Raw genomic sequence first — 23,889 nt, 5'->3', positions numbered from 1 at the left:
GCCGAAGAGTCGGCCGGGTCGATCCGATCAGCTTTTCTTGTGTTTGCTGCAGACGATATCTAGCCTGCGATAGAAAGCGTCGGCGCGCTCCTGATTGAGCTTGTCCATCATCAGGCTGGTCTGGCGACGGGCAGCGCTTTCCAGCAACTGGGCAAACGCCGCGTTGCCGATCTGGTCGGCCTCGCGCAGCTGCGAGATCAAAGGGTCGGACATCACGTCTGAACGGGTAAGATCCTGGTTCATCAATATAAACTCCATCATCCCTACAAAATCGATCCGAACACCTGAAACGGCATTCGAAGGGTACGATGCGTAGATTTCCTAAAATGAACGCCGGCCGGGACATCCGAATCACCGGAGCCCCTGTCGACCTTCATATAATGCCCGTCATTCGTGTCAGCAAAGCGACAGAAGTCGTGATTTGTGGTGTCGGGAATGGGATTGCAGGTGACCCGAATTTGAGACTGCCCGACCACCCATCAGCGCTCGTCATCGCAGCGATGACAATTTCTGCATTGTGCAGCGCAACCGCCGCTGGGATAAGGCGACATGTTGCAGATCTCTACGCCTCAGCTTCGAACCCCCCTTATGATCGGCGTGTCCGGCGGCGTCGCTATGGCGGCGGCGATGGGGTTCGGCCGGTTCTTCTATACACCGGTGCTGCCGGGGATGATCGCGGGCATCCCGATCTCGGCTGCCGATGCGGGTACGATTGCAGCCGGTAACTTTGCGGGTTATCTGGCCGGTGCCGTGCTTTCGGCCTATGGCTGGGCGTCAGGTCGCGAGCGGCAGGTGGCGCTCGGAGGATTGCTGGCGACAGCGGTTCTTCTGGCGGCCATGGGTCTTTCGACATCGGTCACGGTGTTTGTGGTGATCCGTTTTCTCGCCGGGCTTGCTAGTGCGTTTTCGATGATCTTTACCTCGGCCGTGGTGCTGCCGCATGCGGCGGGCCGTCCGACTGTCGGCATGCTGCATTACGGTGGCGTGGGCGCCGGCATCGCGCTGTCTTCGGCGCTTGCCTTCATCGTCAACACGGTGGCGGGTGATGCGGCGCACGGGTGGCGGATCAACTGGTTTGCGGGTGCGGCAATCGCGTTTCTTGTCTTCCTCCTGGTGTCGCGCGGATTGCCGCGGCCGGCCGGGGAGACGCGGGTACCCGTCGAGCCCAGGCTCGTCTGGAACCGTCCGCTCGTGCTGATAACGCTGTCCTATGGCCTGTTCGGCTTCGGTTACGTGATCACCGCAACCTTTCTTGTCGCGATTGCGCGGATGGGCAATGCCGGGTCGGTGGTCGAGTTTCTGGCCTGGTTCGTTACCGGGTGTGCGGCCACGGTTTCGCTGTTTGCCTGGCAGCCCTTCGTCAGGCGGCTCGGGCTCGGGGCGGCCTATTGCGCCGCCATCGCGCTGCTGTGGCTCGGCGTGCTCGGCTCTGTGATGCTGCCGGCGGTTTCCGGTGCGCTGTTCGGCGGGTTGCTGCTCGGGGCGACGTTCATGGTCGTTACCGCTTACGGGCTGCAGCTCGGGCGCCAGCTTGCGCCGCAAAGTCCACGCCGCGCCTTTGCCTTCATGACCGCCGCCTTCGGCACAGGGCAGATCGTCGGGCCGCTGGTGGCAGGGTTTATAGCCGAGCGGAGCGGCAGTTTCACCCTGCCGTCGCTGATTGCAGCCGGCGCGCTTGTCGTGTGTGTCGGGCTGGCATTGCCGCTGATTGGTGGGCTCACTTGGGAGTCCACGATTAACGAAAATAAGTGAATGTTTTCAGTGCGTCTTGCACTTGAAGCTCCTTTTGAAATTCCTCAATAAGTCGATATAAAAAACCTTGAATTTCGATTGTTTGGGCACGACGGCAACAAAAAAGCCCGCCAACTTGGCGGGCTTGATGACTGATGTCTGCACGAGTTGCCTATTTCGGGATGTCCTGTCGTCGATAAACCCGATCTGTCCCTCCGAAATCGAAAGCGGGCTGGATGCCTACCAGTCGCCTTTCGACGCGCTCGATCTCGCTTTTCGTACGTGCGAGGTAGCGGACTGAAACGAACTCCCGATTATATGCCTCGATTGATTCATCTTTGAACAGGATGCGCTCGCGCCCTTTTTCATCATTGAAAATGACGCTCTCGATAATCTCTATGCTGCGAAGCTTAGTAAGCAGATTGGCGCTTACTCTGAGCTTCATTTGGACATGACCTGTTGTTTGGGTCCCGGCTGGCATGACGTAGGCTTGCCGATACAGGTCATCGCGATGGACGAGCAGATTTCCTAGCCCAAAAGGACCAGGGCCAGGCAAAACAGCCGCACGCATCGTGCCGTCGATGATGCCCTTCAACACCTTGCAGATCCGAGCTTGGCTCCCCAGAAGGGGTTGCATTTCTGGCACGGGATCAAGCGTCGCGTGGTGCACCAATCGAAGTAAAAATGCATCTACTTCGCTCCGAAGGTAAACCCGATGTGCTAACGAACCAAGCTTGTGACGAACTAACAGACCAGCTTGTTCGATTTCGTCGAGCACCTCGACGTTGACGTTCAGAAATTTACTGAGTGGCAGCCGTCCGATTTTGTCATTCCATTTCGAAGCAAGTTCCTCTGCCACTTTGAAAGGGATCACCGGGTTGTCCTTCCGCAAACTCGGTCCAAACATTTTCCGCGCGGTTGGCGGATTGATATTGAACCTGTCCACAGCGCTGCTGATTGTGAACCCGTTGCTTCGCGCCTGTCCAAGCACACGTTTCGCTGTGGTATGACTGAACGCTACTTCGCGTGCAACCTCCGCAATTTTCAGATAACCAGGCCGCTCCATATTAACGGCGATGTGATGAAGTATCGATCCGAAACCCGTGCCCGATGCAGTGTGGTGTCTCGCAGCTCGCCGCAGTAAATCGCGCAGGGCTGGAAAGCCGCCAGCAATTAAGTCCAAGCCCTCTGCGCAGGCCGCTGCAACTTCAGCGTGGTTAGACTTTCGTTGTCTGTTCCCAGTAGAACCTCCAACATCTAGAGCGCCAACCTCTCGGCAAAAGGAAATGGCATTCGAGTAAGAAAGCGTGTCAAGGATTTCGTTGGTCAGATCCCCACCAGTCATCCTGGAGCTGAAATATCGATCAAAGTTGCTGGCGACACGGATTTCCGGTTGGCGAGCCGCTTGCAGAACCACCGTCCAGTTGTCGTAGATCGCGTTCGAGAAGTCCGGGCAGCGATACCAATCGTATCTGATCGGAAGTGTGGCGAGCATGACATCGTGGATCGGACAACAGGCGATCGCTGTGATCATCCATGAGGACCGAAAGTAGGGACGTGAACTCAGTTTCCCGTTCCCATTTTCGACATCGGCTTCGACACACTTGGGGCAAAAGCGAGGGCGCTCGCGGTCCAACTGGTAGGGTGAAAGCAACTGACCGAAGAGCCTAGAACTTGATGATTGCCGCACCTGAGCGTGTTGCTCCAGGTCGGTCGATCTATTTCCGGTTAATCGCGCAAGAATAGAGCACGATTGTTCGTACCTAGCACTATTTCTGACATCCGCTCCCGAATGGCGAATGAAATTGTGTAGACGAACGCCCCTGCTTCGCGCGTACCTGGACGTGAAATACGCCAAAGGCTCCGATGGCATGATAGGAAATTTGACGAGTGCCACTCAAACCACTCCCTTGTCTTTTTTTTTCGTCGACCCGCGTCTCGTCGTATTCGAACCAGGAGACTTTTCTGACTGGGCACTATCAGTGTCGGCAAGCAAATGGGACACAGAGTTTTCCGGGTGAATATGGATCCACATGTCATCGTCTGCGAGAAAGATGTTCTCTTCAGGAAGGCAACCTCGCCATTGAGAATAAGCGGCTGCGAAGTTTCCTTTGGTGACGACACTATCTCCATAGGTTGCGGCATTGATGAAGGTCTTCTTCACCAACTCAAGCACGGAGCCGAACGCGTAGCTTGCGGCATGCATCGTCCGCTGCAGGAGATCGTCGTCGACGTCCTTGCCCAAACGAAGGTCGGCAACAGCAGCGATGCCAACCAACGCCTCCCGCACAGCGTTCTTGTCCTCTGTGCTGTTACTGTTGAGTATCGGCAGCTCAACAACGCCGTGGGAACGGTTGGACAGCTGCTGGTCCCGGTTTGGGAGGTCGCGGCGAGCACCCAGGAAGTTTGCGATCGATGGGAGGCCGCTGAAGATCAAATGGATGGGATAATCCTGGACTTGGGCCATCAGCTTGATGATGTCGGCGACGGATTGGATCTTGTCGTCGTTTTTGGCGCTGACAATTTGCTGCATCTCATCGATGTGCGCGATGACCTTGCCATTCTCGATCATTTGCTTGACGAGAAGGTCGTACAGCTCGTACTCGTTCATTGATTTTGCGACGACGTCATAGTCCAGGGCTGCCAGTCCCGCGAGCGCCAAGCCTTTCCCAGTCGGTTTACTGGGGGCATCAAAGCGGAGGATGGGGGATACTTCTTCTCCGACATCATTGTGAAATGACTTCAACTCCTCGCGCTTCTGCAGGTGATGCTGAACAAGTGATGTTTTTCCGCTGTTGGAGTTGCCGATAACAAACATGACTCGTTGCTTGCCTGACCCCCCAAAGAGCTGCGCGACGACGTTGGTCATCATCTCCTCGAAATAGACCTCAAACCGCTCGTCGAACGCTGTCTCGTAGTAATAGGAATGGAGTCTGCCAATGGTTTCGGCGCGTCTTTTCAACTCGGGAGACATTCGGTCATAAATCGCCTGCGCGGACGATTTGAATTGGTGCTTCGTGAATGCGTTATCCATATGAAACCTCAGCTTTCGGATGGCTTATAATTGTCGTCGCGCGAACGACGACGGAACGGTGTGAACGCGGATCGGTCAGCCTTGGGGGCGGCCTCCTCTGGAGCATCGGCAGGGTCGTCGTTTTCGGGCTTGTTATCGTCACGGATCACGCTCAGCGGCAGGCCGATGGGATCACTGGATGACACGTACTGAGCGAGTACAGGGTTGGTTTCGGCCATGTCGCCGACCACCTCGTTTGCGAAGTACCTGCGCTGGATGTCATCAAAAGACTTGGGCGTCATGGCTTCCATACCCAGTTCAGACCGCCACATTGCGGCTTCTCCCGAGGCACGTTGCCGATTGATTTCAGCCAGCATGATTGAGAGGCGCAGGGCAGCGTTTTCCTTATTTTCCGCCATGGAGACGGCTGCAGCATTGCTCCACTCCCAAATGCTGACACCATCCGGCAAGCCAATCGTCGGCTTTGCCTCATGCCAGGCGCCATCGGCGAAGAATGAAATTCGAGAAATATTGAAGCGGTCGATAAGGATATCGGTGCGGCGAGCCTTGAGATTCTTCTTGGGAAGCCGTGGATCGTCGTAACGAAGCTTTTGCAGAAGACGATGCTGGTAATGAAGGCCGTTAGCTCGCACTCCTTTGTCGGAGATTGCAGCCTTTACAGGGGTTCCGAAGATCAACCGGCGCTCTTCGTCCGTGACTGGTGGAAGCATGGACGATTTGTGCGAGAGACGCAGCCAGACATCGGCAGGCGTTGCCCAACCCAAGCTTTCCTGCGGAGTCTGGTGATAGATGTCCAAAATCGCCCGGGTGAAATACAGGCAGAACTCATCGAACAAAAGAGATGCGTTCTTCTCAGAGTCGTAATCGCCGCGTTCGAGGATATTGGTGAACGTCCTGCCGCTGAAATACTGCAGGAAGCGCTTTTCGCAGGTGTTGAAGAAGCTTTCGATGGTCCCACGGGCCTGAGGGCGGCCCGTCACCGGAAACATGTGAAGTGCCTTCAGCGTCGAAATCGCGGCGCGAAAGCGAGCGTGGCGAAAGCCTGCGCCAGCATCGGTAACAATGACTTCGGGAATGAGGCCGTAGATCCAGCGTTGTTGAGTACCCGCTGCCAGCGAAATGAGCGTTTTGTCTGAAACAGCCATTTCCAAACCCCGAAGGGCGGAGCGGTGAGATGGATCATACCGCGAGAAGGAAATTGCCAGGATGCAGCGCGAGGCGGCGTCGATCGCAACTGTCAGCCAAGGGCGTGTTTGGCGCTTGATGACCTTCTTGAGTTCAGACGGCAATGTTTCCCAGACGCCCGCTTTGGCGAGCAGTACCTGGATATTGGCGTGCCACTCGTCCATCTCGATGCGTTGGCCGAGTCGGTCGAGCTGCAAACCGCCATGAACAATATTGAATTCGTTCTCTGCCGCCTTCGGCCCCAAGCGTTTCCAGGTCAGATAGAACCGACCCTTGGCCTTGATCATCTTCGTCAGAATGCCCGGCGGCGGCATCTGAAATTCACGCGTTCCAGCTTCGCGTGCTAGGTTCCGCTCTTCAATGGCGGCCCTCAGCTCGTCAGCAATTTCGGTGATATGCGGCTTGCGAGGGCTGCAATAGCGCTCAGCGTATTCCGACCACAGCGCGACATCGTCCGGATGGACGTTTTCGAGATAATCGACTGCTTTGCGCCCCATCCGGAGATCGACAATAGCGACTGCTTCGAAATTCGCTGCCCTGAACCGGTTGATGAGGTCTCGGAAGTGATCGGGACTTGGCAGCGTGATGTCGATCGAGGGCGTGCCGCCCCGTTTTGCCTTCCAATTTTCCTTTACGATGCCCTCGGCAACCGGCATCAGGATCGATAGACATCTGTTACCAAATCCTGCCTTCCGATTGTAGCCCTTATCAGTCAGCGCCTTGAGCTTCTTACCTTCGAACCGGATCAACTCCTCGATCACCGCCGTATAGAAGAGCGCCTTTGTGATTTTGTATTCGGAAAACTGCTGGAGCGTGAAACCGCTCGCGAGCTTGCTCGCTGCAGCCTGCTCAGCCGCAAAATGACCGCGTTTGATGTGGAAGCGTCGGTGGCACCAGAGGTCGTAAATCGTCTCGTGGCTGAATTTTTGTGGAAGCCCGTTGCTGTCGATCAGCTCATGTTCAAAATTGTTGGAGCTACGGAAACTGAAGCATTTGCCGTCAATTTCCACAGCATCAGTTTCACCAATGAAGTAGCGCGGTACATAGGTCGGGCTGATTTGCGGCGCCTGCGGTCCAGCTGCGGTCATGTTCTGTCACTCCGACCCGCGAACGACGCACAACAACGTGTGATCGTCGATCTGACCCGCTCTGACGATCCAATCTCGGCCGAGAGGGCTGTCCATCACGGACTGGGGTCTAAGAAAACCCTCGTCGATCAGAACCCAGATAGCTTCCTGGTAGTCCGCTTCGATCTTCCCGAGCGCCGCAAGAGCCCCAAGGTAAAAGGCTCCTCGAATGCCTTTCGCAATACTCCGGACTTCTTCCACATGGGCCTGATTGCGGGATCGCCGGGACCTGAGAATACGGCTTGCACTGTTTGCCGCCGCGTCGGTCACATTGTATTCTGTCAGAATATGGATCTCGTCGGCGAAAGCAGGGCAGACAAAGGGTTTGATTTCCCGCAGGGTGTCGGCAAGGCCACCGCGATTCGCTAGGAATGCGGGCTTCGCGGACGAGACAAGCCGCGTACCATCCCTAAGACGGAGCCAATGGTCGAAGGTGTGTTCATGCAGCTTATCGTCACTTCCCCTGTACTCAACTTTCGGAAATTCTTCTCGGAACTCAACCACTTCGAGGGTTACCTGGAAGATGATCAGCGCGTTCATTTCAATGGCGCCTTGAAAGCCCATCTCCTGGTTATTCGCAAGATGCACGGCAGTGCCGCGACGGGCGGAAGTGTTTTTCTCCGGCTGCTTACGCATACCTGAGGACGGCGCCGGTCTGCTGAAACGAGCCGGGCCGGTGTGGGGCAGATAATGTGCTTCGGCAGGAACTGTGAAGTTAAACTGACGCCCCTCGCGCAGTGTGTACAGAACGTCTTTGGTGTAGTGTTCGCGACGCATTCGTCCCTCCAATACCTGGTTTCTTGAGACGAGGCGGACGCCGCCTCGTCAGAGGTCGAAGACTTTGCCGAACGCAGAAGTTCGGCCGGGCAATGGGCTAGAGCCGGTGACGAGGCCTGTTCGAACCTGAATGAGTGCACCGGGGCGATCGGAGCGTCTCACCGACGAGGGCTAGCCGCGACGAAATATGGCGGGGCCGGGGACTGTTATGTTCGATGTGCGCGAACCATTCCCGCAGTCCATCAAGGTCCGCCATGTACTGATAGGTATCCTTTGTGCTCCTCATTTTATTTTCTCCCTTTAGCTTTGACGGCTGGCTCCACTGCTTCTTCCTGCAGACGCGTGCGATACTGCCCGAGCAGGCCTGGAAGCGGTCCACGCTTTACCCGCATGATCGAGAAGACACGGTCAAACTGACCACGCGTTGCAATGTCCAAAGGATCGTGGCCCGCAGCCGCAAGCCTTTTGCTATGACGGGACGCCGCGTCTTCGTACTTCCGGTAAAACCGGGCTAGCGTCGGGGCGGGAAAGATGGTGCAGCGATAGGCATGCTGAAAGCACAACGTCCTGCTCTCTTCGCTGAAATTTTTGAGCACGCGGCTGAGGGACGGTGCCTTGAACAATTCATTCAAATTAGGGTCGTCAGACATTGGGAAACTCCGTTTAGAACTGGGGAAGTAGGGGTGTTGCCATTCCAAGAGCCGTGGTGACTGGCCATGGACAGTGTTGGGTAGTCAGCAGTGACGCTTCCAATCGTCGCGATCGGCGGCGATTTTGTCCTTCGTCCTCTTGCGGAGGCGCTTGAGCTTCTTCAATGCGGTCGTGAACGCGGCAGGCAATTCAGCGGTCGCCTTCCGCCCGTTAGCGGTCGCGTCAATGAAAGGCGGATGCCAATTGGCAAGATCGGCGGCGTTGGAAGCGTTACGTTTTCGACTGGACGACATGCGGTTTCTCCATAATTTTGGCAATGCTTCGCCGCCCATCTGAATGGGTCAGAAACTCAGCGGGTAAGTTGCGGGTGGGTTAGGCCGGGATAGCCGCTATCGGCGCGTCAATGGCTATCATCGAAACGACGGGTATAAGCCCTTCCAAAGGTGCGGGCTCAGTCGTGTAGGAAGGTGGACGAAAGCATGAAAGGTGGACGGGCGAAATCTGCCTGCAAAAAATTCCGAGTTTTCGGATGTTTGTGTTGTTGCCCGTGGAAACCGCAACACGCGTGCTTCCTTGGATTTTGAGCGCACCGGGATTCGCCGCCGCCCGAAATACGGGCACGTATGCTCCACGGCGGGTCGTGACTGGGATTTGGCTAAACGCGGACCGTCGGGACGTCGCTGAAATCAACATGACTTTCTCCACTGCAGGTTTGGACTCTTGCTTCCGCGATCCTTATGACGCGGCTTGAAAGGCCAGACAGTGTAAAATCTGCTTCGACGAATTTTACGGTTTTTGGCACAAGCGCCATGCAAGTGCTTGCGAATAATAGAAAATACCCTTTTGAAACGGGTCGAAGATCAACGAATTTTTTTTGATCTGCTTGTCCAGTCATGGGATATTGGCTCCGACGCGATACTAACCACTAGAAGACATCAAGGCGACGCCATGGCCGCAGTCACGGGGCTGGAAGCCTTTTCTAGAAGTTGTGGCCTATTCGCAGGGGCATCGTTCGCATCCCAAATGAACTGGTCGGACGATTGCACGACTTGGGCATCGAGTCCATGCGTCGTCGCGAAAAACAACATTAGACCGTAATATTAGATGGTTTCTCGGAAGTAAATTGAGCGGAATTGCTCAAAAATATTGGAAGATATCAGGGAGAGAAGAGCGTAGTTACTTGCATGGGTATCGCCGAGAATTCTTCATAACTCAGCTATGGAGAATTCCAGTGAAAAGTCATGTCCTAAACCGTGTCGGGGAAATCAACGAGCATCTCGGACCCCTGCTCGAAGAACTCGGCATCGGTCCCAAGATTCAGCGTTACGCCGACGGCGCCATCTATATCGAATTCAAAAGCAAGGATGGCAACATCATTTCGCCGGTCGAAATCCAGCTGGGGCGTTGCGCAATGACGACAACGACGGCATCAAGTTGGAGAGGGTCCGAGATGTGCGGCACGTTCTGGGAAAACATAGCGATCGGCGACAGCGGCTGGGTCCATCAGAAATTTCTCAATTCAGAATCGCGCTACGAGATGACTGCCGATCGTGAAGCTGTTTTCGAGAAATTGTCGACATGGTTACGTGGTCATGGTCTGCTTTATCTCGACAGAAGCCGCGACGGATATTTTACCGACGATAATTTTGCGCGAACGTACGCCGTTATAAAGAACGCCATGCTTGCCGACGAGGACGTGGCAATTGGCTGCGAGCGTTGTCCGGACTTCGACAGCTTCGTATTCAGTTGCCCTGAAGGACACAACTGGCGTGTTTCCCTAGATGGGCTGGACGTGACCGTCCTGCTGGACGGCCACGAGGAGATTTCCGTCAAAACCCACGAGCTGGAGCAGTTGGGTAAGGCTATCTACGAGCGACTGAGGCGGTTTCGCTTGGAAGCAGCCTTGGGTTTTTGACGCTTCCCTGGCGTTGGCCTGAACCTAACTGGTTTCGTCACGCCTTCGGGATCGCTATCTACATCAGGAAGATCGGACACTTCGAAGTCGTCTTTCACAAGGTGTGACAGATCTAGGCCGAGCATCGCGCGAACTCCTCTCTTCCATAACGCCGCCGACTGTTGCCGGGGGTCAGCGACATCGTAGGGGTCTAACGGGTGATGCATAAAGTGGGAAGAACTTATGGACAAGGCGCCCGGGCTGTCGAGATCAACATATTCGCCGGTCAAGGCGGCATGCACGCTCCGTGCAACTGCAAGCGTGATCACGGGAGGGGTCTCGGCGCACAGCATCTTCACCTGCTGGTGCAGTGTAATTCTGTCGCCCTTCCTTTTTCTGCCGTTGGAAACTTCCCACTTGTCTGGAATGCCCTGCCATCGTTTGATCATACTGGTTGTAAGCGGTATCAGCGAGGTTCCGGGAAGTTTTCCGACCCGGACCGCAGCATCGCCCTTCGTTGCATCCAGATCGATCCTGTACTCCAGCCAGGTTTCTTTATTTGTCGTGGACCATGCACCCTTTAAATCTCCAACTATGGTCGGGCCTTTGTCGAGAAACTCGGAAGCCCAATCATCGTACTTTTTCTGCTTAGCTGTGACCTTCTTCTCGGCCGATTCCTGCACAGTCCTGTGTGGAAAGGCAACATCGCTGATGATTTCAGTTGCTGAGGGCGTTTTGGGATGTCGGATGATTGGCCGCCTCAGCCGATCGGCGAACTCTTGCTTGACGCCGACCAAATAGTGTCCGGTCCGATTTTGCGGAATTCCATAGTGTTTATAGGGAAGTTCGAAAACGTCGAGGTGGTACCGTTGCCCGGCGAAGAATGTCGTCATCCACTGAAAAAGCTGAATCCGTCCATCCTTCAAAAGCTTCTCGTCGATCTCCACGAAGAACGCTTTCGGGTCGTAAGCTTCAACCATATTGATCAATGCGAGGTTGGCCTGATCCTGATACTCTTCATCGGTCCCTCTCCCTTGCCATGGCTTCAGCGGCAAGCCACCGGCGATAAGGTCCAACGGTTTTCCCCTGCGGGAACGAACGACGGGCTCCATCGCCTGTTGGATGTTATCGAAATTGTTGAGGTCTAACCGGTGCACCGGCCACGTTGGACGGTTCCGCTTAATGACATCAACCGACTTCGCATTGCTCTCGAAAATCCGGTTGAGGACAAAGCCTGCTGATTTTAAGGCCAACGCCTTTGCGCCGATACCTGCAGAAATTTCCACTGCTGAGAGCTTAGTCACAGGTCGCGCGTTGTGCCGTTTTGAGGTCGCTGATGGTCGTTTTTTTCGCGCCAAGAAACCTACGGATTCTGTGGCACTCCAGGTTGGCAGGTCCTGTGCCCGAAACTTAAAAGGTGCTGGAAAGTCCACACTCGGGTTGAAACTCGGGATGGTGTGATGAAATTCGCCGTCTGCGAGAACCTTAAGGGCATGCTCCGCTTCGGTTAACTTTCGTTCGGCAGGATTTGTGATGGTCCCCCAGTCTTCAATCAGAACGGCTTTCCTGGATACCTCAGTAGTAAAGCGAGCGTGGAGCGTCGCGGCACGGCGCATGATTTTTGCGCGAGCGGGGGATTTTCCTTCGGGAGGAAGCTCGTCGTAGCTGACGAGCAACTTATGTAAGGCGCTGGCAGCTCTCCGGAAGGCGATGCCCTCGCGCCGCACTTTACTTAGACGTTCCTTGCCAAGTATGCGCAGAGTCTCATGATGATAAGCCTCGTCGTCAGTCTTTCGCATTTCCCGCCAATCGGCGGCTATACGGGTAACCTCTTTAGTGTCGGTAGGATGTCCCCCTTCGACGAAGCGCATCACTTCTTCGCGTGCAGCCTTTCCCAATTCGAAGAGCGTGACCAGAGTTTCCAAATCGAGGCGACCATCGCGCATCTGGGCAGATATAGGCCCAAGAATGGCCTCAAAATTTAGATGGGCTCGGATATGGCGCTTGGGAACACCATGGTTGGCAACGAAGGTCTTTACAAAGTCTTCGCCTTCCGGCCGTAGTCGTTCAAGATCATCCACCAGATGCTTTATAGAAGTGTCGAACGCCTGCATCCGGTGCTGGTCAAAATTCTCACTCGACCGCTTCAATCGGGCTTTGAGGAGCGGGTCGTCTTCCGGCTGGACCTGAGGCATGCTCTGTCTCCTTCTTGGGCAAGGTGAGGAGACATATCTCGTGGCAAGTTTTTGTCTCAATAAGGGACAGCTTAAAGTTTTAATGAATGTTAGATTTGCTCTGAGGTGGTTCTGTCAGTGTCCTTGCATGGAGAGACTGCAACCTTGACATCAACGACTTGGATGTCGTGCTGGAGGATAATAGCCGACTGCAATGCTATGGAACCTTCTACCGGTCGAAACAGGGCGCTCTAGTCTGAAGCGGAGAGCGCTTTGAACATGTGTTTCGCGAGGCTGGTCAGAGATGTTGAATATCTCCGTCCTGAAGGACACCAAAACGGACGCTTCTTCCATCGACATGTAAACGGGCGGGGCAGCCGCTAAATTTAACGGTCTTGAGCTAAATGTTGTGCCAAAAGATCAGATGCCCGGGATCGGTGAATGTTCCTGGTCGCGCTCATGCGATGCGATTGGATAAAGTGTCGCCAATGGCTCCATCCGAACATGCCACCGGTCAAAGAGAGGATCGTAGATCCCGGGCAGGGGATAGCACGAGTTTATCAGCATGAAGTCGTCGACATCCATGGTCGCAATCGGCAGGCGCCTAGACAGGGCGGCGGCAGCGATATGCAAATCCTGGCCGCGCCTCAGGCCCTGTAAGCGCGGATCAACCGATAATATCCCGCAGATTTCACTGATGTCCGCGTCGGTGTCGATTATCGGGATGCCTGCTCGCCTTAAGTTGCTGTACCAGGCGCTCAACCTTACTGCTTTCAGCGGGCTGGTAGCGCAGACCTTCGTGATCCCCATCTGCAGTTCCATCAACACGCCTGCGGGGATGAAATAGTTGTCCGCCGAAGCGAGGAATGCCATCACCTTCTCTCGTGGGCGGGGCAGGAAAGTTTCGCTCACCACGCACGTATCAAGCACAAAGGCTGTTTTCATGACGCGCTCCCTTGTAGTGAGTTAACGCTGTCTCATGAAGGTTAACATTGTCCTAATGCCTTACAAATGTGTGCCGGGCATTCAAACGCCCTCTGTGATGCGGTGACTGTGTGCTAAGGAAAGTTGTGTGAAACGCGTACTGATTCCGCAATGGGCGCAAAGAAACCTCTGACTTTGTCTGAGAATGACAAGGAAATTGTCGATTTCCTTCATCATATTGATGGAGCAGGACAGACGCGCGTCCTGATCGCCGGGGAGTGTTATCTGGTGACAGTATTCAAAGAACGCGTCACTGATGCCGGTCGGGAGTTTCTGCTCAAGGGCGGCCGCGAGACTTGACTGAAGGACAGGGTTGGACGAACTGCGGCCAAGATCTTCAGGTAGCCGCGACATGTTATTTGGTCTGACGGCCATCCCACCTCCAACCATGATGAGAGTTTCCATCGCGCATCTTGTAGATGGTGACATGGAAATTAACGCGTGCCGCCAATCTCGGGCGCTGAGTCTTCATTGCCTACCCCACGAATTTCCTGTTGACAGCTTCGAGATTGTTCCCTATCTGTTCCCTATGACCAAGATCGCTCGACCCACAATACGAATAGCCCGCTGAACTGCCCGCCAGGGGAACGAAGTTCCGTGCGTCTATATCGAGGGTTCATGATGAGCATCTCTTCGTCGCGCATTGATGCGCAATTAAACACTGTTCAAATCTACTATCCGCTAAGCACAGTCCGCTGCGATGGCCCCGTCCTGTTCAGGGATCAGTTGGCGCGGGATATCGGGTGCATTCTTGATGTTGACGACGATATCTCATCGTGGTCATGCCGGTCTTTTGCCCTCACTTGCGATGGCCGCACCTATCGACCGGACTTCCACGTTCGTCGCGCTGATTGTTCCTTCCTTGTGGATGGGGCAAGAGAGGAGGCACCGCCGGACTGGGTCAGGAAACAGGCTGATGAGGCCGGGCTAGCCTATCAGGTGGTGAAACGGTCAGACCTGCCGCCGGTCCGGTTGAAAAACGCAAAGGACCTGATGCGCTACGCTCGTTACGAAGCAGCGCTCTCCGACCGGGTCCGGCTTCTTGGCGCATTAGACGAATGCTCCAGCCTGACGGTCGCCGAGGCTCTGATCGTTTTTCGCGAAACAAAGCCCATGGCAGGTTTGGCTGCAATGATCCTGCATCGTTTCATCACGATAGATCTCGACGAGCGCTTGATCGGACCCGAGACGGTCGTCCGTCGCCGACGCGACTAACACGTTCCAAATCCTGGTTCCAAACACACAATCCTTTCGCCTCAATCTTTTAACGCTGCTGCGGCAGTGAAGGAAAAGTCATGCCCAACAATCAGCTGAACGAGGCCATTCGCGGCTCAGTCAAACACTACTCGTTGCACCTGGCAGTCCTCAGAACATTGAGCAATTTCGAGCCATTTTTCTCTGGGGGGGCCGGAATCGTGGCTCTCATGACCCCGCCCGAATACACGGCGAAAGACTACCTTGCCGCCGCTGGAGCTTATTTATACGACGGGGCCGAGCGCGATGACCGTGATACGTTCGGCATCCTGTGTATCGGCACGGATGAAAAAAGCCACAAGATCGAATACAACTACAAGAGCGATCTGTCGGGGAAAACACGTGCTATCCTGATCTCGGAAGTTGCCGATCTGCCGCCACTCGTTGTTGTTTCAGTCGATGCGATTTTCAAGATTGAACCAATCACGCCTGAGGATCTTCGCCAAGCATGTAAGATTGCCATCGATGTACGAGTGACTTCCAAGCAAGCCGAAAGTCTGCTTCGCTTCGCGCCGGAAGTCATGTTTTCGGCGTTGCGTCGCAATCGGTCAGCAGCTGATGCCCTAAAAAGGTTACAGGCCACGTCTGTTGGCAGGGCCACAACGACTGATTTAGGCCAAGATAAACAAGCGTTCCTGGAGAACCTCCACGGCTACGGGATGGCCAAGACATGGGGGCTTCAGCTCGCGTCAGATTTGGATCTATGGCGGAACGAGAAACTGAGTTGGTCGGACGTGGATCGCGGACTTTTGCTGAGTGGGCCCCCAGGGGTTGGCAAAACCATTTTTGCCAGGGCTCTGGCGAATACCTGCAAGGTCAATTTCGTGGCGACATCGGTGGCCCAATGGCAGGCCAACGGCCATTTGGGCGACACCTTGAAAGCGATGCGGAAGGAGTTTGCCAAAGCCTCGTCGGACGCCCCGAGTATCCTTTTCATCGACGAACTCGATTCGATTGGTGATCGCGCGACATTTCCGGCCGACCATGCCAGCTATTCCGGTCAGGTGGTCAATGCTTTGCTTGAGTGCCTGGACGGCACCGCTGGGCGGGACGGCGTGGTCGTCGTCGGTGCCACCAATCATCCCGACAAGATTGATCCAGCTGTTCGTCGTCCCGGACGCTTGGACAGGCATGTCGTCATTGACCTGCCAAATGAAGAGGACCGTCTGGCCATCGTTCGACAGCTTCTGGGGCCAGGTGGCCCCAGCCATCTCGGAGACCTTGGCCCGCGCACTGAGACGTTGGCAGGTGCCGATCTCGCTCAGCTTGTCCGGGACGCCAAACGGCTGGCTCGACGCGAAGGGCGTGTGGTCGCTCTCTCAGATCTGACAACCCAGTTGCCGCCACTGATCCCCATCGCTGGTCCATTCCGGCGCTCCGCAGCGGTCCATGAGGCCGGTCATTCGCTGGTCGGAATTCGACTGGAGTATGGGAAGTTTAGAGGAGCCTTCGTTCATCGGCAACTGAACCCTCGCCTTGAGGTGCAGCAGGCTGGGGCAGCGGGATTTGAGGTGCCCGCCGTCTGGCTTCGAAATGAACAGAGATTTCGGGATCAAATTTGTGTTCTTCTCGCTGGTATCGCCGCCGAAAGGATTATTTTTGGGAGCCATTCTGATGGTGCGGAGGCTGACCTCGCCGAGGCAACGAGGCTCGGCCTTGCGATGGAGACGCAAAACGGCATGGGCACCAGGCTGCTTCGATTGGGCAGTCGCGGCGGCTGGCAAGAGTTGGGCTCGCAACAGCATCCATGGCTAATTGAAAGTGTGAACGAAATTCTGGTGCAAGAGCTTGCTCGTGGACATGAAATCCTCGCTCGCGAGCAGGACCTCTTGTTGGCCGTAGCTGATGAAATCGATACGCAAGCGTATCTTTCCCCAGAGCGCTTTGCCGAGATTGAGGAAGGGCTGCCCAAAGCGAGAATGTCTAACGGATCTCCGGACAGGAATTCGTTCCACGAGCGCCGGGGTCACGACAAGCAAGAATCGCAGACAACTGCCTCCAAGAAGGAGGTGCGTTCATGAAAATCTGGCTGATCAGCGATATGCATTCGTCGCCATTAGACCTGCTCTATGGAAACATGCTCGATGTTCCTGAGGCCGATCTATGCGTCTGTGCTGGTGACGTGGCTGGTTCAATTGAGCGGACCATGAACTACGTCTTCTCAGAGATCGCCCATCGAATGCCGGTCGTGATGACACTTGGAAACCACGACTATCACGGCTCAAGCATCGATCAGACACTCGACTATGTCAGGCGAGAGATCGCCGGTACGAACGTTCATGTCCTTGAAAACGACGAACTCAGAAAAGGGGATCTTCGCATTATCGGCGCGACGCTTTGGACCGACTACGCTGTTCGAGCCCATGCGTCGGGTCGCCTTCCCATCGATCAGCGACGGGCAGCAGCGATGGAGGCCTGCTACCGCGTTATGGTCGATTTCAGAACAGTCCGGGCGTCGGGAGGACACGGTGGAAGCAGCCTTATCACGCCCGATGAATTGTATTCCAGGCACAAAGAAAGCCGGGCGTACATCGAGAGAAAGTTGAAAGAGCCGTTTCAGGGCACGACGATGGTCCTGACGCATCATGCCCTGACACCACGATCTTTAGATCCCCGGTTCAGGGGACAGCTGTCAAATGCGGCCTTTGCCTCGGACCTGTCTGCCGTTATCGAAAAAGGCCGCCCGGCATTTTGGGTGCATGGGCACGTCCATCGCTTCTGTGATTACATTCAGTCGGAAACGCGTATGATTTGCAATCCGTTGGGATACCAACGTGAACGCGGCAAGTGGACCGGGTTTCGACCGAGTTTTGTGATCGAGACGACGCCGGAGGGCAGGGGGTGATGCCCGGAGCCCGATTTTTAAATTTCGATATCATCACCCATGAAGGTAAAGCTGAAAGCTTCTGCGTGGAGCTAGCGGTCCTTGGACCCTTGGACATTACTTGCATCCTGAAGTAAACCCAGATTGATTCGCTGTCGCTAGTGAGCAAGGAAGGTTTCAGACCGCTTTCACCAAACTGGTCGAAATCCAATCCGCTGAAACTTGAAGTCTAGTTCAGGCCGATCGCCCGCAAATGCGAGAGCAAGCTAGTTCAGAATGACATGGAATACATAACTGTGCAGCTCGACGAAGATGTCTAGCGTTTTAAGCACATTATCGAATGGTTAGGTGCCCCTGAGTTTCAACGATCGAGATTTGTAAGCGAGCAGACCGTCCATAGTATGGGAATGGCCAGGTCGGCGATTGCTTCCGCCATTTCACTCCTCGTCGAAGGCGGTGCTTCAGATAAAATTTGGAGTCTCCGAAGGCAACATCCGAGAAGAGTACAACTTGGTTGACGACGAGGACGAATAGTCGCCTTTTTTTCTGATTTTCAACGCAGCAGCAGTTCGCCAAATGCTCTCCGAGCGCTACCGCTCTATGACCATTACGTTTGTTGACAGGCGCAATTTTCCGGGCAACACTTTTTACATCGAGTATATCGGAATTTCGACTGAAGTGTTTGTTAGCTCCCGTTCGTCCGCTGATACAGCGGACTCTGAAAAGCCGTGCGACTTCACCGCCTTCGAGATCGATGATGCGCTCAGATCCCGTCTACAATCTATCGGCTCGTTCGGATGCGACGCTATTTGGTATGGTAGCGTACCTTCAACACTTACAACAGGGCACATAGACAGGCGCCGTTGGCTGTTTGGTGTGCTGGGGTTGGATTGGGTATTTCAAGTTTTCGAGACCGGGGACGAAGGAACTATCAGCTGGGATAATTACAAAAATCTTTCTCTGGAAAGAAGCTGGGAGATTGTTGAGGAGGCCCAAACCAAAAGCTCGAAATTCCTAACTCATGACGCAGTATTTCTCTGCATCTTAAAGGGCGTCGAGGAATTCCGATCTCAGCGGCCATTCGGATAATGGCTGTATTCGCCAATCGGCCGGACGCCCGCGTTTCACAGCTTCGTTACTCTTGAGGACCCGATGACATTTTCGGGAAGGCGTTTCTATGGCCAGCCGGAGTTCTTGACGCTAAAAGATTATATGCGACCGCTGATTTTCTGTAGCGATCGTCATGGATAAGCCAAACTTCGGTTGTGCGCCTCCGAAAGGGGTATGTGGTTGGGTAAGGGAAGAACAAGGGGCTTCGATCGCGATGTAGCCTTAGAGGTCGCGATGCAGCTTTTTTGGAGACGTGGCTTCGTGGGCACGTCAGTTGCGGACCTATGCACCGCAATGGGCATTACTTCGCCCTCCATGTACGCCGCGTTTGGAAACAAGGAGGCGCTATATCAGGCTTCCTTGGAGCACTTTTCCGAAACTCGCGGTTTGCCGATTTGGCTGAAGGTTATGGAAGCGAAAACCGCTCGAGAGACGGTCGAAACTCTTTTTACCTGTACCGTCAACGCCTATACTGATCACAATCAGCCGCTTGGATGCATGTCAACCTTAGCGATAGTTACCCAGGATGAATCACCTAAGCTAGCTGAGTTAGTGAAAGCGGGCCGTGAAAGCACGTATCAAATGCTGAACGAGAAGTTCCAGGCTGCGGTGGATGCAGGCGAATTTCGGCCCGACACCGATGTAGCAAGTCTTGCTAGGGTGTATCTGACGATGCTGCAAGGTATCTCCATCCAAGCGAGAGACGGCGCTTCACGAGACGCTCTTTTGGCGATGGTCACCGCGATGATGGCGGGATGGAACGCAATAACACAACAAGGCGATTGAGATCCGCACGTAGTGAATTTTGGGAAGCAGGCTCTGACGGCGAACTTTGCAACCGGATTGGTCAAAGCTCACCATTGAACGGCCGGGCGACCGTTATCCTGGTGCACCTATCAGACGTCCGTCATTAGAATTCTATTAAATATGTTTCCGAGTATGCTCGACGCCGTTAAGTCACCGGAGCCAGACAGGGCGCTGCAATGATGAGATCAGTTCTTGGCATTGATGCCGCTTGGACCCATGTCGAGCCCAGCGGGGTAGCTTTGGTGACTGACGACGGAGGAGGGTGGCGGCTGTTGAAAGTCGCGTCGTCATACCACGCATTTCTGTGCGACAATCTTTCTATGAATGCGAGGCATCGCGGCTCAACGCCCGATCCCCAAGCGCTTCTGGCAAAGTCCGTATCTGATGTTGGGAGCGCGATCACCATCGTTGCGATAGACATGCCATTATCGACTGTCCCTATAGTTGAGCGTCGAACCTCCGATAATCTGATCTCGTCGTTGTATGGCGCCCGACACGCGGGCACTCACTCCCCAACCGCACTGCGACCGGGTAAGCTCAGTGACGAACTAAAGATAGCATTCCAGCGCGAGGGATACCCTCTGCTTACGTCGGAAAACTCACTTTCCGGCCTCATAGAGGTCTACCCCCATCCTGCTTTGATCGAACTGGCGAGCGCCGCACGCAGGCTCCCGTACAAGCACGCCAAGTCTGGCAAATACTGGCCCGGTGAAACCAAAATGGTCCGTCGCCAGAAGCTGTTTGAGATTTGGCAACACATTGTGGATTTGTTGGAGCGCCAACTGCAAGGCGTTGCGGCGGCCCTTGTGTTGCCGGACCTCGGTTGCCGAAGCTATGAGCTAAAGGCATTTGAGGACGCACTGGATGCAGTGGTCTGCGCGTGGGTAGGTACTTGCGTTCTCGATGGGACAGCTAAGGCGTACGGCGACGACCGGTCGGCGATCTGGATACCGACAGGCGTCTCGTAACCCGAGACACAGCATGGAGGAAGGCGTCTCGGTGGCTTCCTGCAAAATGCAATCCCACAGCGAGTTGGCAGACGCCGTTGTCGCGCTACGTTAGGTGGATCGGCAATCGAGGTTGGAAATGAAGCAGACTGATAGAATCGCGAAGCGGGAGGAAACTGATCGTGCGGCCTACGAAATCCTGGACAAGGAAGCCGCCGCACGTGAGCAAAAGACCGACCGGTTGCGAAAGCTGAGAATGTCGCGGGAGACCGATGAACGACAAAAGATTGAAAGCGATAAAACGTCCTGAGAGGCCGCAACCTGTCAAGCCGAGCGTCATGAGCGGAACGGAAACGACTATGCTACGCACTCCTTCCCGACCCGCACCGATGATCCTTCTCTATAGACGACCGCAACCCGCCTTGAGCGGTCATTCCGCCTGAGCAAGAGAGCGCCTGGCAACATCCACGATTGTCGATGTCAACTTAGCAAGACGATCCGCCGCCAACCGGTTGATGTGCCAATATAAGGGAATCTCGAGAGAAGTATCTGGGATCAGCTCTACAAGGCGACCAGCTGACAAGTGGTCTCTGGCGAGGAAGGCCGGGTTCATCCCCCACGCCATGCCCATCAGCGTGGCGTCGAGAAAGCTTTGGGTCGATGGCAACCAATGTGTCGGCAAATTCACGTCAGCACCGAGTGTGCGGCGAACCCATTGCAATTGAAGTCGATCTTTTTGGCTGAACGTCAGCGTCGGCGCATCGGCCAACGCCTCCGGTGTGACTCCGTCGGCAAAGTGTCTGGCAATGAACTGCGGACTAGCGGTCGCGTGATATCGAAGTGCGCCAAGCGGAAAACGCCGACAGCCCGATATAGGCCTTTCCGAACTTGATACAGCTGCAACGACTTTCCCCTGCTGAAGCCAATCTCCAGTGTAATCTTCATCGTCGACTGAGATGTTCAAAAGGTAGCTCGACGATTTCGAGAACTCCGACATCGCTTCCAGGAACCATGTCCCGAGACTGTCGGCATTGGTGGCGATCCTTATGGTGACCCGTTGTCGAGGGTTGTCTTTGTCAGCTAGCGAGGGCAGTCCTTCGAACAGGTCGTGCTCCAGCATGCCGACGTTTTCCATATGACGACAGAGCTGTTCGCCTTTTGCTGTCGCCACGCAGGGCGAGCCGCGCACCACAAGCGCTGCACCGACCCGCTCCTCTAGCTGCTTGATGCGTTGCGATACAGCCGAGGGCGTAACGTTCATCGCAGCGGCTGCCTTTTCGAAACTGCCGGATTGAACGACAGCCAACAGAACACGAAGCGCGGAGTAATCGATCATTAGTTTCACTTAAACTACGTTAGACGGTTTAAGTAGCCTAACCCTGACCGTGGGTCTATCTCCGCTTGGACCTCATCGACAATTGAGCAAGTTCATATGGATTTTATGACCTATTTCACCGGAATGACTGTAGGGCTGAGCCTGATCGTCGCCATCGGTGCGCAAAATGCATTTGTATTGCAGCAGGGACTTCGAAACGAATTCGTCTTCGCGGTATGCCTGGCCTGTGCCCTTTCCGATGCTATCCTCATCGTCGTCGGCGTCACCAGTCTGCAGCAGATCGTGGAAGTTCTGCCGTGGCTCGATCCTGTCATGCGGTATGGCGGCGCTGCTTTTCTGATCTGGTACGGCGCCAAAAGCTTCATGTCGGCGTTGAGAGGCTCCAGCGCGTTGGAAGTTAGTGATAGCCTCTCAACCAGCTTTGCAAAAACGATGGCAATGGGCCTGGCTCTCACATGGCTGAATCCACATGTCTACCTCGATACGGTCGTGCTGCTCGGGACAGTCTCGACACGGTTTCCCGAACACCGATTCGAGTTCGCCGCTGGGGCGGTGACAGGGTCTTTCCTGTTCTTCTTTTCCCTTGGATACGGCGCGAGATGGTTGAGACCCCTCTTTTCCCGACCGTTGTCCTGGCGCATTCTCGAAGCCGTCATCGGATGCGTCATGTGGCTGATCGCGTTCAAGCTGCTAAGTCGCGTCTGATTTCAAGCAAAGGAACCATCATCGGCGGTTACGCTTTGCTGTTCTCAACCGCGCCGATGATCCGTATCTACCGTCGCGCCCGCCGCTGGATCGAGGGCACCCTCGCAGTCGTGTATGGAGCGGTAAGCGTGAAGCTTTTGCTTTCGCGCTGATAACGAAGGAAACCTGATGACCCTGTTTCGAGGCCTGTCGGCATTCCCAATCACTCCCACTGACCACGCTGGCGTTGTCGATGCGTCAGCATTGGCGATCATTCTGAACCGTATCAAGGAAGCGGGCGCGGATTCCGTCGGACTTCTCGGCAGCACCGGGGGATACGCTTTTTTGTCTCGTGATCAGCGACGTCGCACCGTGGAAACAGCGATGACGACGGTCGGTGGGAAGATACCCGTCATCGTCGGTGTCGGTGCGCTGCGAACAGACGAGGCTCAGGCGTTGGCAAGGGATGCTAGAGAAGCGGGGGCCAACGGTCTGCTCCTTGCTCCTGTGTCCTACACGCCTCTTACAGAGCAGGAGGTCTACGAGCACTACGAGGCAGTCGCTGACGTCGGACAGCTTCCCCTTTGCGTCTACAACAACCCAAGCACCACGAAATTCACGTTCAGCGTTAGACTGATCGAGAGGCTCGCCAAGGTTCCAAACATCGTGGCCATCAAGATGCCGCTGCCCGCCGATGGGGATTACTCCTCCGAGATGGCCACTATCCGACGTCACACGGCATCTACTTTTGCGACTGGCTATAGTGGAGACTGGGGTGCTGCCGACGCGCTGCTGGCAGGAGCCGACGCCTGGTACAGCGTTGTCGCAGGGCTTCTTCCATCGGAGGCTTTGGCTCTCACCAGAGCGGCACAATCCGGCGACACCGAGGAAGCGGAGCGCGTCAACAGGGCGTTCGAACCGTTGTGGTCGCTGTTCAAGGAGTTCGGAAGCTTTCGTGTCATGTACGCAATCGCAAAGATAGTTGGGGTAGGAAGCTTCGAGCCGCCCCGTCCAGTTCTGGGGCTTCAACCTGAAGCACGCGTCCGGGTCGCAGAGGCAGTCGATGGACTCCGTACTGCGGTCAACTTATCGGCTACGCATTAGCGTGGTCAGTCCAGTCGATACATTGGAACAGGGCAGTGCCGTCCCCGACGACATTCAACGATCCAAACAATGGGCGCTTGTCCGCTCGTACGCTTCATCGGCCAAACTGACAGTGCCGCAGACTGCGGGACCTGTCGCCTTCTCATTCGTCGCGCTCATTGCTTGCGTTGGGGGTCGGGTTATCAACGGCGATGGTCTGGGTGACCGCGCTTATGATTGCCGTGACTGCCATGATAGCAGTCGCGTCTCGTGGATGAGCGTTCAAT

General features: G+C 55.1%; 22 protein-coding genes and 1 pseudogene. 13 read left to right on the top strand and 10 right to left on the bottom strand.

Annotation, left to right across the window (positions count from 1 at the left end):
* Window positions 1-27: 27 nt before the first annotated feature.
* Window positions 28-243, bottom strand: coding sequence for a hypothetical protein (locus IFT66_RS08785; RefSeq protein ID WP_062455558.1), 216 nt, complete (start codon window positions 241-243; stop codon window positions 28-30).
* A 306-nt stretch (window positions 244-549) separates the two neighbouring features.
* Here IFT66_RS08785 and IFT66_RS08780 point away from each other — a divergent pair, with 306 nt between their 5' ends.
* Window positions 550-1,752, top strand: a complete 1,203-nt coding sequence (locus IFT66_RS08780) for a YbfB/YjiJ family MFS transporter (protein WP_249406407.1) — start codon at window positions 550-552, stop codon at window positions 1,750-1,752.
* Between the two features lie 151 nt (window positions 1,753-1,903).
* Here IFT66_RS08780 and IFT66_RS08775 read toward each other — a convergent pair whose 3' ends face one another.
* The 6 genes from IFT66_RS08775 to IFT66_RS08750 all read right to left on the bottom strand — a co-directional run bounded on the left by IFT66_RS08775 (window position 1,904) and on the right by IFT66_RS08750 (window position 8,798).
* Window positions 1,904-3,604, bottom strand: coding sequence for a TniQ family protein (locus tag IFT66_RS08775; protein ID WP_274604837.1), 1,701 nt, complete (start codon window positions 3,602-3,604; stop codon window positions 1,904-1,906).
* Window positions 3,605-3,628: 24 nt separating this feature from the next.
* Entirely contained in the window at window positions 3,629-4,765 is a 1,137-nt protein-coding gene (locus IFT66_RS08770; protein WP_192077380.1) for a TniB family NTP-binding protein, read from the bottom strand.
* 8 nt (window positions 4,766-4,773) lie between these two features.
* Window positions 4,774-7,038: an integrase catalytic domain-containing protein gene (locus IFT66_RS08765; RefSeq protein WP_192077379.1), complete on the bottom strand. Its 2,265-nt coding sequence runs from the start codon at window positions 7,036-7,038 to the stop codon at window positions 4,774-4,776.
* Between the two features lie 6 nt (window positions 7,039-7,044).
* Complete coding sequence (locus tag IFT66_RS08760; protein ID WP_192077378.1) at window positions 7,045-7,854, bottom strand: hypothetical protein; 810 nt, start codon at window positions 7,852-7,854, stop codon at window positions 7,045-7,047.
* Between the two features lie 287 nt (window positions 7,855-8,141).
* The gene (locus tag IFT66_RS08755; protein WP_192077377.1) at window positions 8,142-8,504 is read right to left on the bottom strand and encodes a hypothetical protein; all 363 of its coding nucleotides are present in this window, start codon (window positions 8,502-8,504) and stop codon (window positions 8,142-8,144) included.
* A gap of 84 nt (window positions 8,505-8,588) precedes the next feature.
* Window positions 8,589-8,798, bottom strand: coding sequence for a hypothetical protein (locus IFT66_RS08750; RefSeq protein WP_207105881.1), 210 nt, complete (start codon window positions 8,796-8,798; stop codon window positions 8,589-8,591).
* A 938-nt stretch (window positions 8,799-9,736) separates the two neighbouring features.
* Between IFT66_RS08750 and IFT66_RS08745 the strand changes: the two genes are divergently transcribed.
* Entirely contained in the window at window positions 9,737-10,420 is a 684-nt protein-coding gene (locus tag IFT66_RS08745; protein WP_192077375.1) for a hypothetical protein, read from the top strand.
* Here IFT66_RS08745 and IFT66_RS08740 read toward each other — a convergent pair.
* Both IFT66_RS08740 and IFT66_RS08735 read right to left on the bottom strand, forming a co-directional pair.
* Complete coding sequence (locus IFT66_RS08740) at window positions 10,372-12,594, bottom strand: DNA cytosine methyltransferase (RefSeq protein ID WP_192077374.1); 2,223 nt, start codon at window positions 12,592-12,594, stop codon at window positions 10,372-10,374. The genes IFT66_RS08745 and IFT66_RS08740 overlap by 49 nt on opposite strands.
* Window positions 12,595-12,993: 399 nt before the next feature.
* Window positions 12,994-13,518 carry a PIN domain-containing protein gene (locus IFT66_RS08735; RefSeq protein WP_192077373.1) on the bottom strand — a complete coding sequence of 175 codons (525 nt, stop codon included), beginning with the start codon at window positions 13,516-13,518 and terminating at the stop codon, window positions 12,994-12,996.
* A 150-nt stretch (window positions 13,519-13,668) separates the two neighbouring features.
* On the opposite strand from IFT66_RS08735, the gene IFT66_RS08730 reads away from it, so the two are divergent.
* The 8 genes from IFT66_RS08730 (at window position 13,669) to IFT66_RS08695 (ending at window position 20,809) form a co-directional block, all read left to right on the top strand.
* Window positions 13,669-13,857: a hypothetical protein gene (locus IFT66_RS08730; RefSeq protein ID WP_192077372.1), complete on the top strand. Its 189-nt coding sequence runs from the start codon at window positions 13,669-13,671 to the stop codon at window positions 13,855-13,857.
* A gap of 318 nt (window positions 13,858-14,175) precedes the next feature.
* Entirely contained in the window at window positions 14,176-14,772 is a 597-nt protein-coding gene (locus IFT66_RS08725) for a hypothetical protein (protein WP_192077371.1), read from the top strand.
* Window positions 14,773-14,852: 80 nt separating this feature from the next.
* Window positions 14,853-16,832: an AAA family ATPase gene (locus IFT66_RS08720; RefSeq protein ID WP_192077370.1), complete on the top strand. Its 1,980-nt coding sequence runs from the start codon at window positions 14,853-14,855 to the stop codon at window positions 16,830-16,832.
* A complete protein-coding gene (locus tag IFT66_RS08715) occupies window positions 16,829-17,656 on the top strand; it encodes a metallophosphoesterase (RefSeq protein WP_192077369.1) in 828 nt (275 codons plus the stop codon). Before IFT66_RS08720 ends, IFT66_RS08715 begins: the two co-directional genes overlap by 4 nt.
* Window positions 17,657-18,211: 555 nt before the next feature.
* The gene (locus IFT66_RS08710) at window positions 18,212-18,724 is read left to right on the top strand and encodes a hypothetical protein (RefSeq protein ID WP_192077368.1); all 513 of its coding nucleotides are present in this window, start codon (window positions 18,212-18,214) and stop codon (window positions 18,722-18,724) included.
* A 195-nt stretch (window positions 18,725-18,919) separates the two neighbouring features.
* Window positions 18,920-19,531, top strand: coding sequence for a TetR/AcrR family transcriptional regulator (locus tag IFT66_RS08705; RefSeq protein ID WP_342344760.1), 612 nt, complete (start codon window positions 18,920-18,922; stop codon window positions 19,529-19,531).
* Window positions 19,532-19,728: 197 nt separating this feature from the next.
* Entirely contained in the window at window positions 19,729-20,520 is a 792-nt protein-coding gene (locus IFT66_RS08700) for a DUF429 domain-containing protein (protein WP_249406404.1), read from the top strand.
* A 118-nt stretch (window positions 20,521-20,638) separates the two neighbouring features.
* Window positions 20,639-20,809: a hypothetical protein gene (locus tag IFT66_RS08695; RefSeq protein ID WP_192077366.1), complete on the top strand. Its 171-nt coding sequence runs from the start codon at window positions 20,639-20,641 to the stop codon at window positions 20,807-20,809.
* A gap of 120 nt (window positions 20,810-20,929) precedes the next feature.
* Here the strand turns inward: IFT66_RS08695 and IFT66_RS08690 are convergent, their stop codons facing one another.
* A complete protein-coding gene (locus tag IFT66_RS08690; RefSeq protein ID WP_192077365.1) occupies window positions 20,930-21,835 on the bottom strand; it encodes a LysR family transcriptional regulator ArgP in 906 nt (301 codons plus the stop codon).
* A gap of 96 nt (window positions 21,836-21,931) precedes the next feature.
* Between IFT66_RS08690 and IFT66_RS08685 the strand changes: the two genes are divergently transcribed.
* From IFT66_RS08685 to IFT66_RS08680, 3 genes and pseudogenes are all read left to right on the top strand, one after another.
* Window positions 21,932-22,540, top strand: coding sequence for a LysE/ArgO family amino acid transporter (locus IFT66_RS08685; protein WP_192077364.1), 609 nt, complete (start codon window positions 21,932-21,934; stop codon window positions 22,538-22,540).
* A 14-nt stretch (window positions 22,541-22,554) separates the two neighbouring features.
* Window positions 22,555-22,692: pseudogene (locus IFT66_RS23525) on the top strand (LysE family translocator); the annotation flags it as partial.
* Window positions 22,693-22,708: 16 nt separating this feature from the next.
* Window positions 22,709-23,623, top strand: a complete 915-nt coding sequence (locus IFT66_RS08680; protein WP_192077363.1) for a dihydrodipicolinate synthase family protein — start codon at window positions 22,709-22,711, stop codon at window positions 23,621-23,623.
* Window positions 23,624-23,889 lie beyond the last annotated feature (266 nt).

This window comes from Rhizobium sp. CFBP 13726, assembly GCF_014841925.1.
Classification (GTDB): Bacteria; Pseudomonadota; Alphaproteobacteria; order Rhizobiales; family Rhizobiaceae; genus Neorhizobium; species Neorhizobium soli.
The sequence above is the reverse complement of the archived record's forward strand: the minus strand, read 5'-3'. Positions and strand labels throughout refer to the sequence as shown.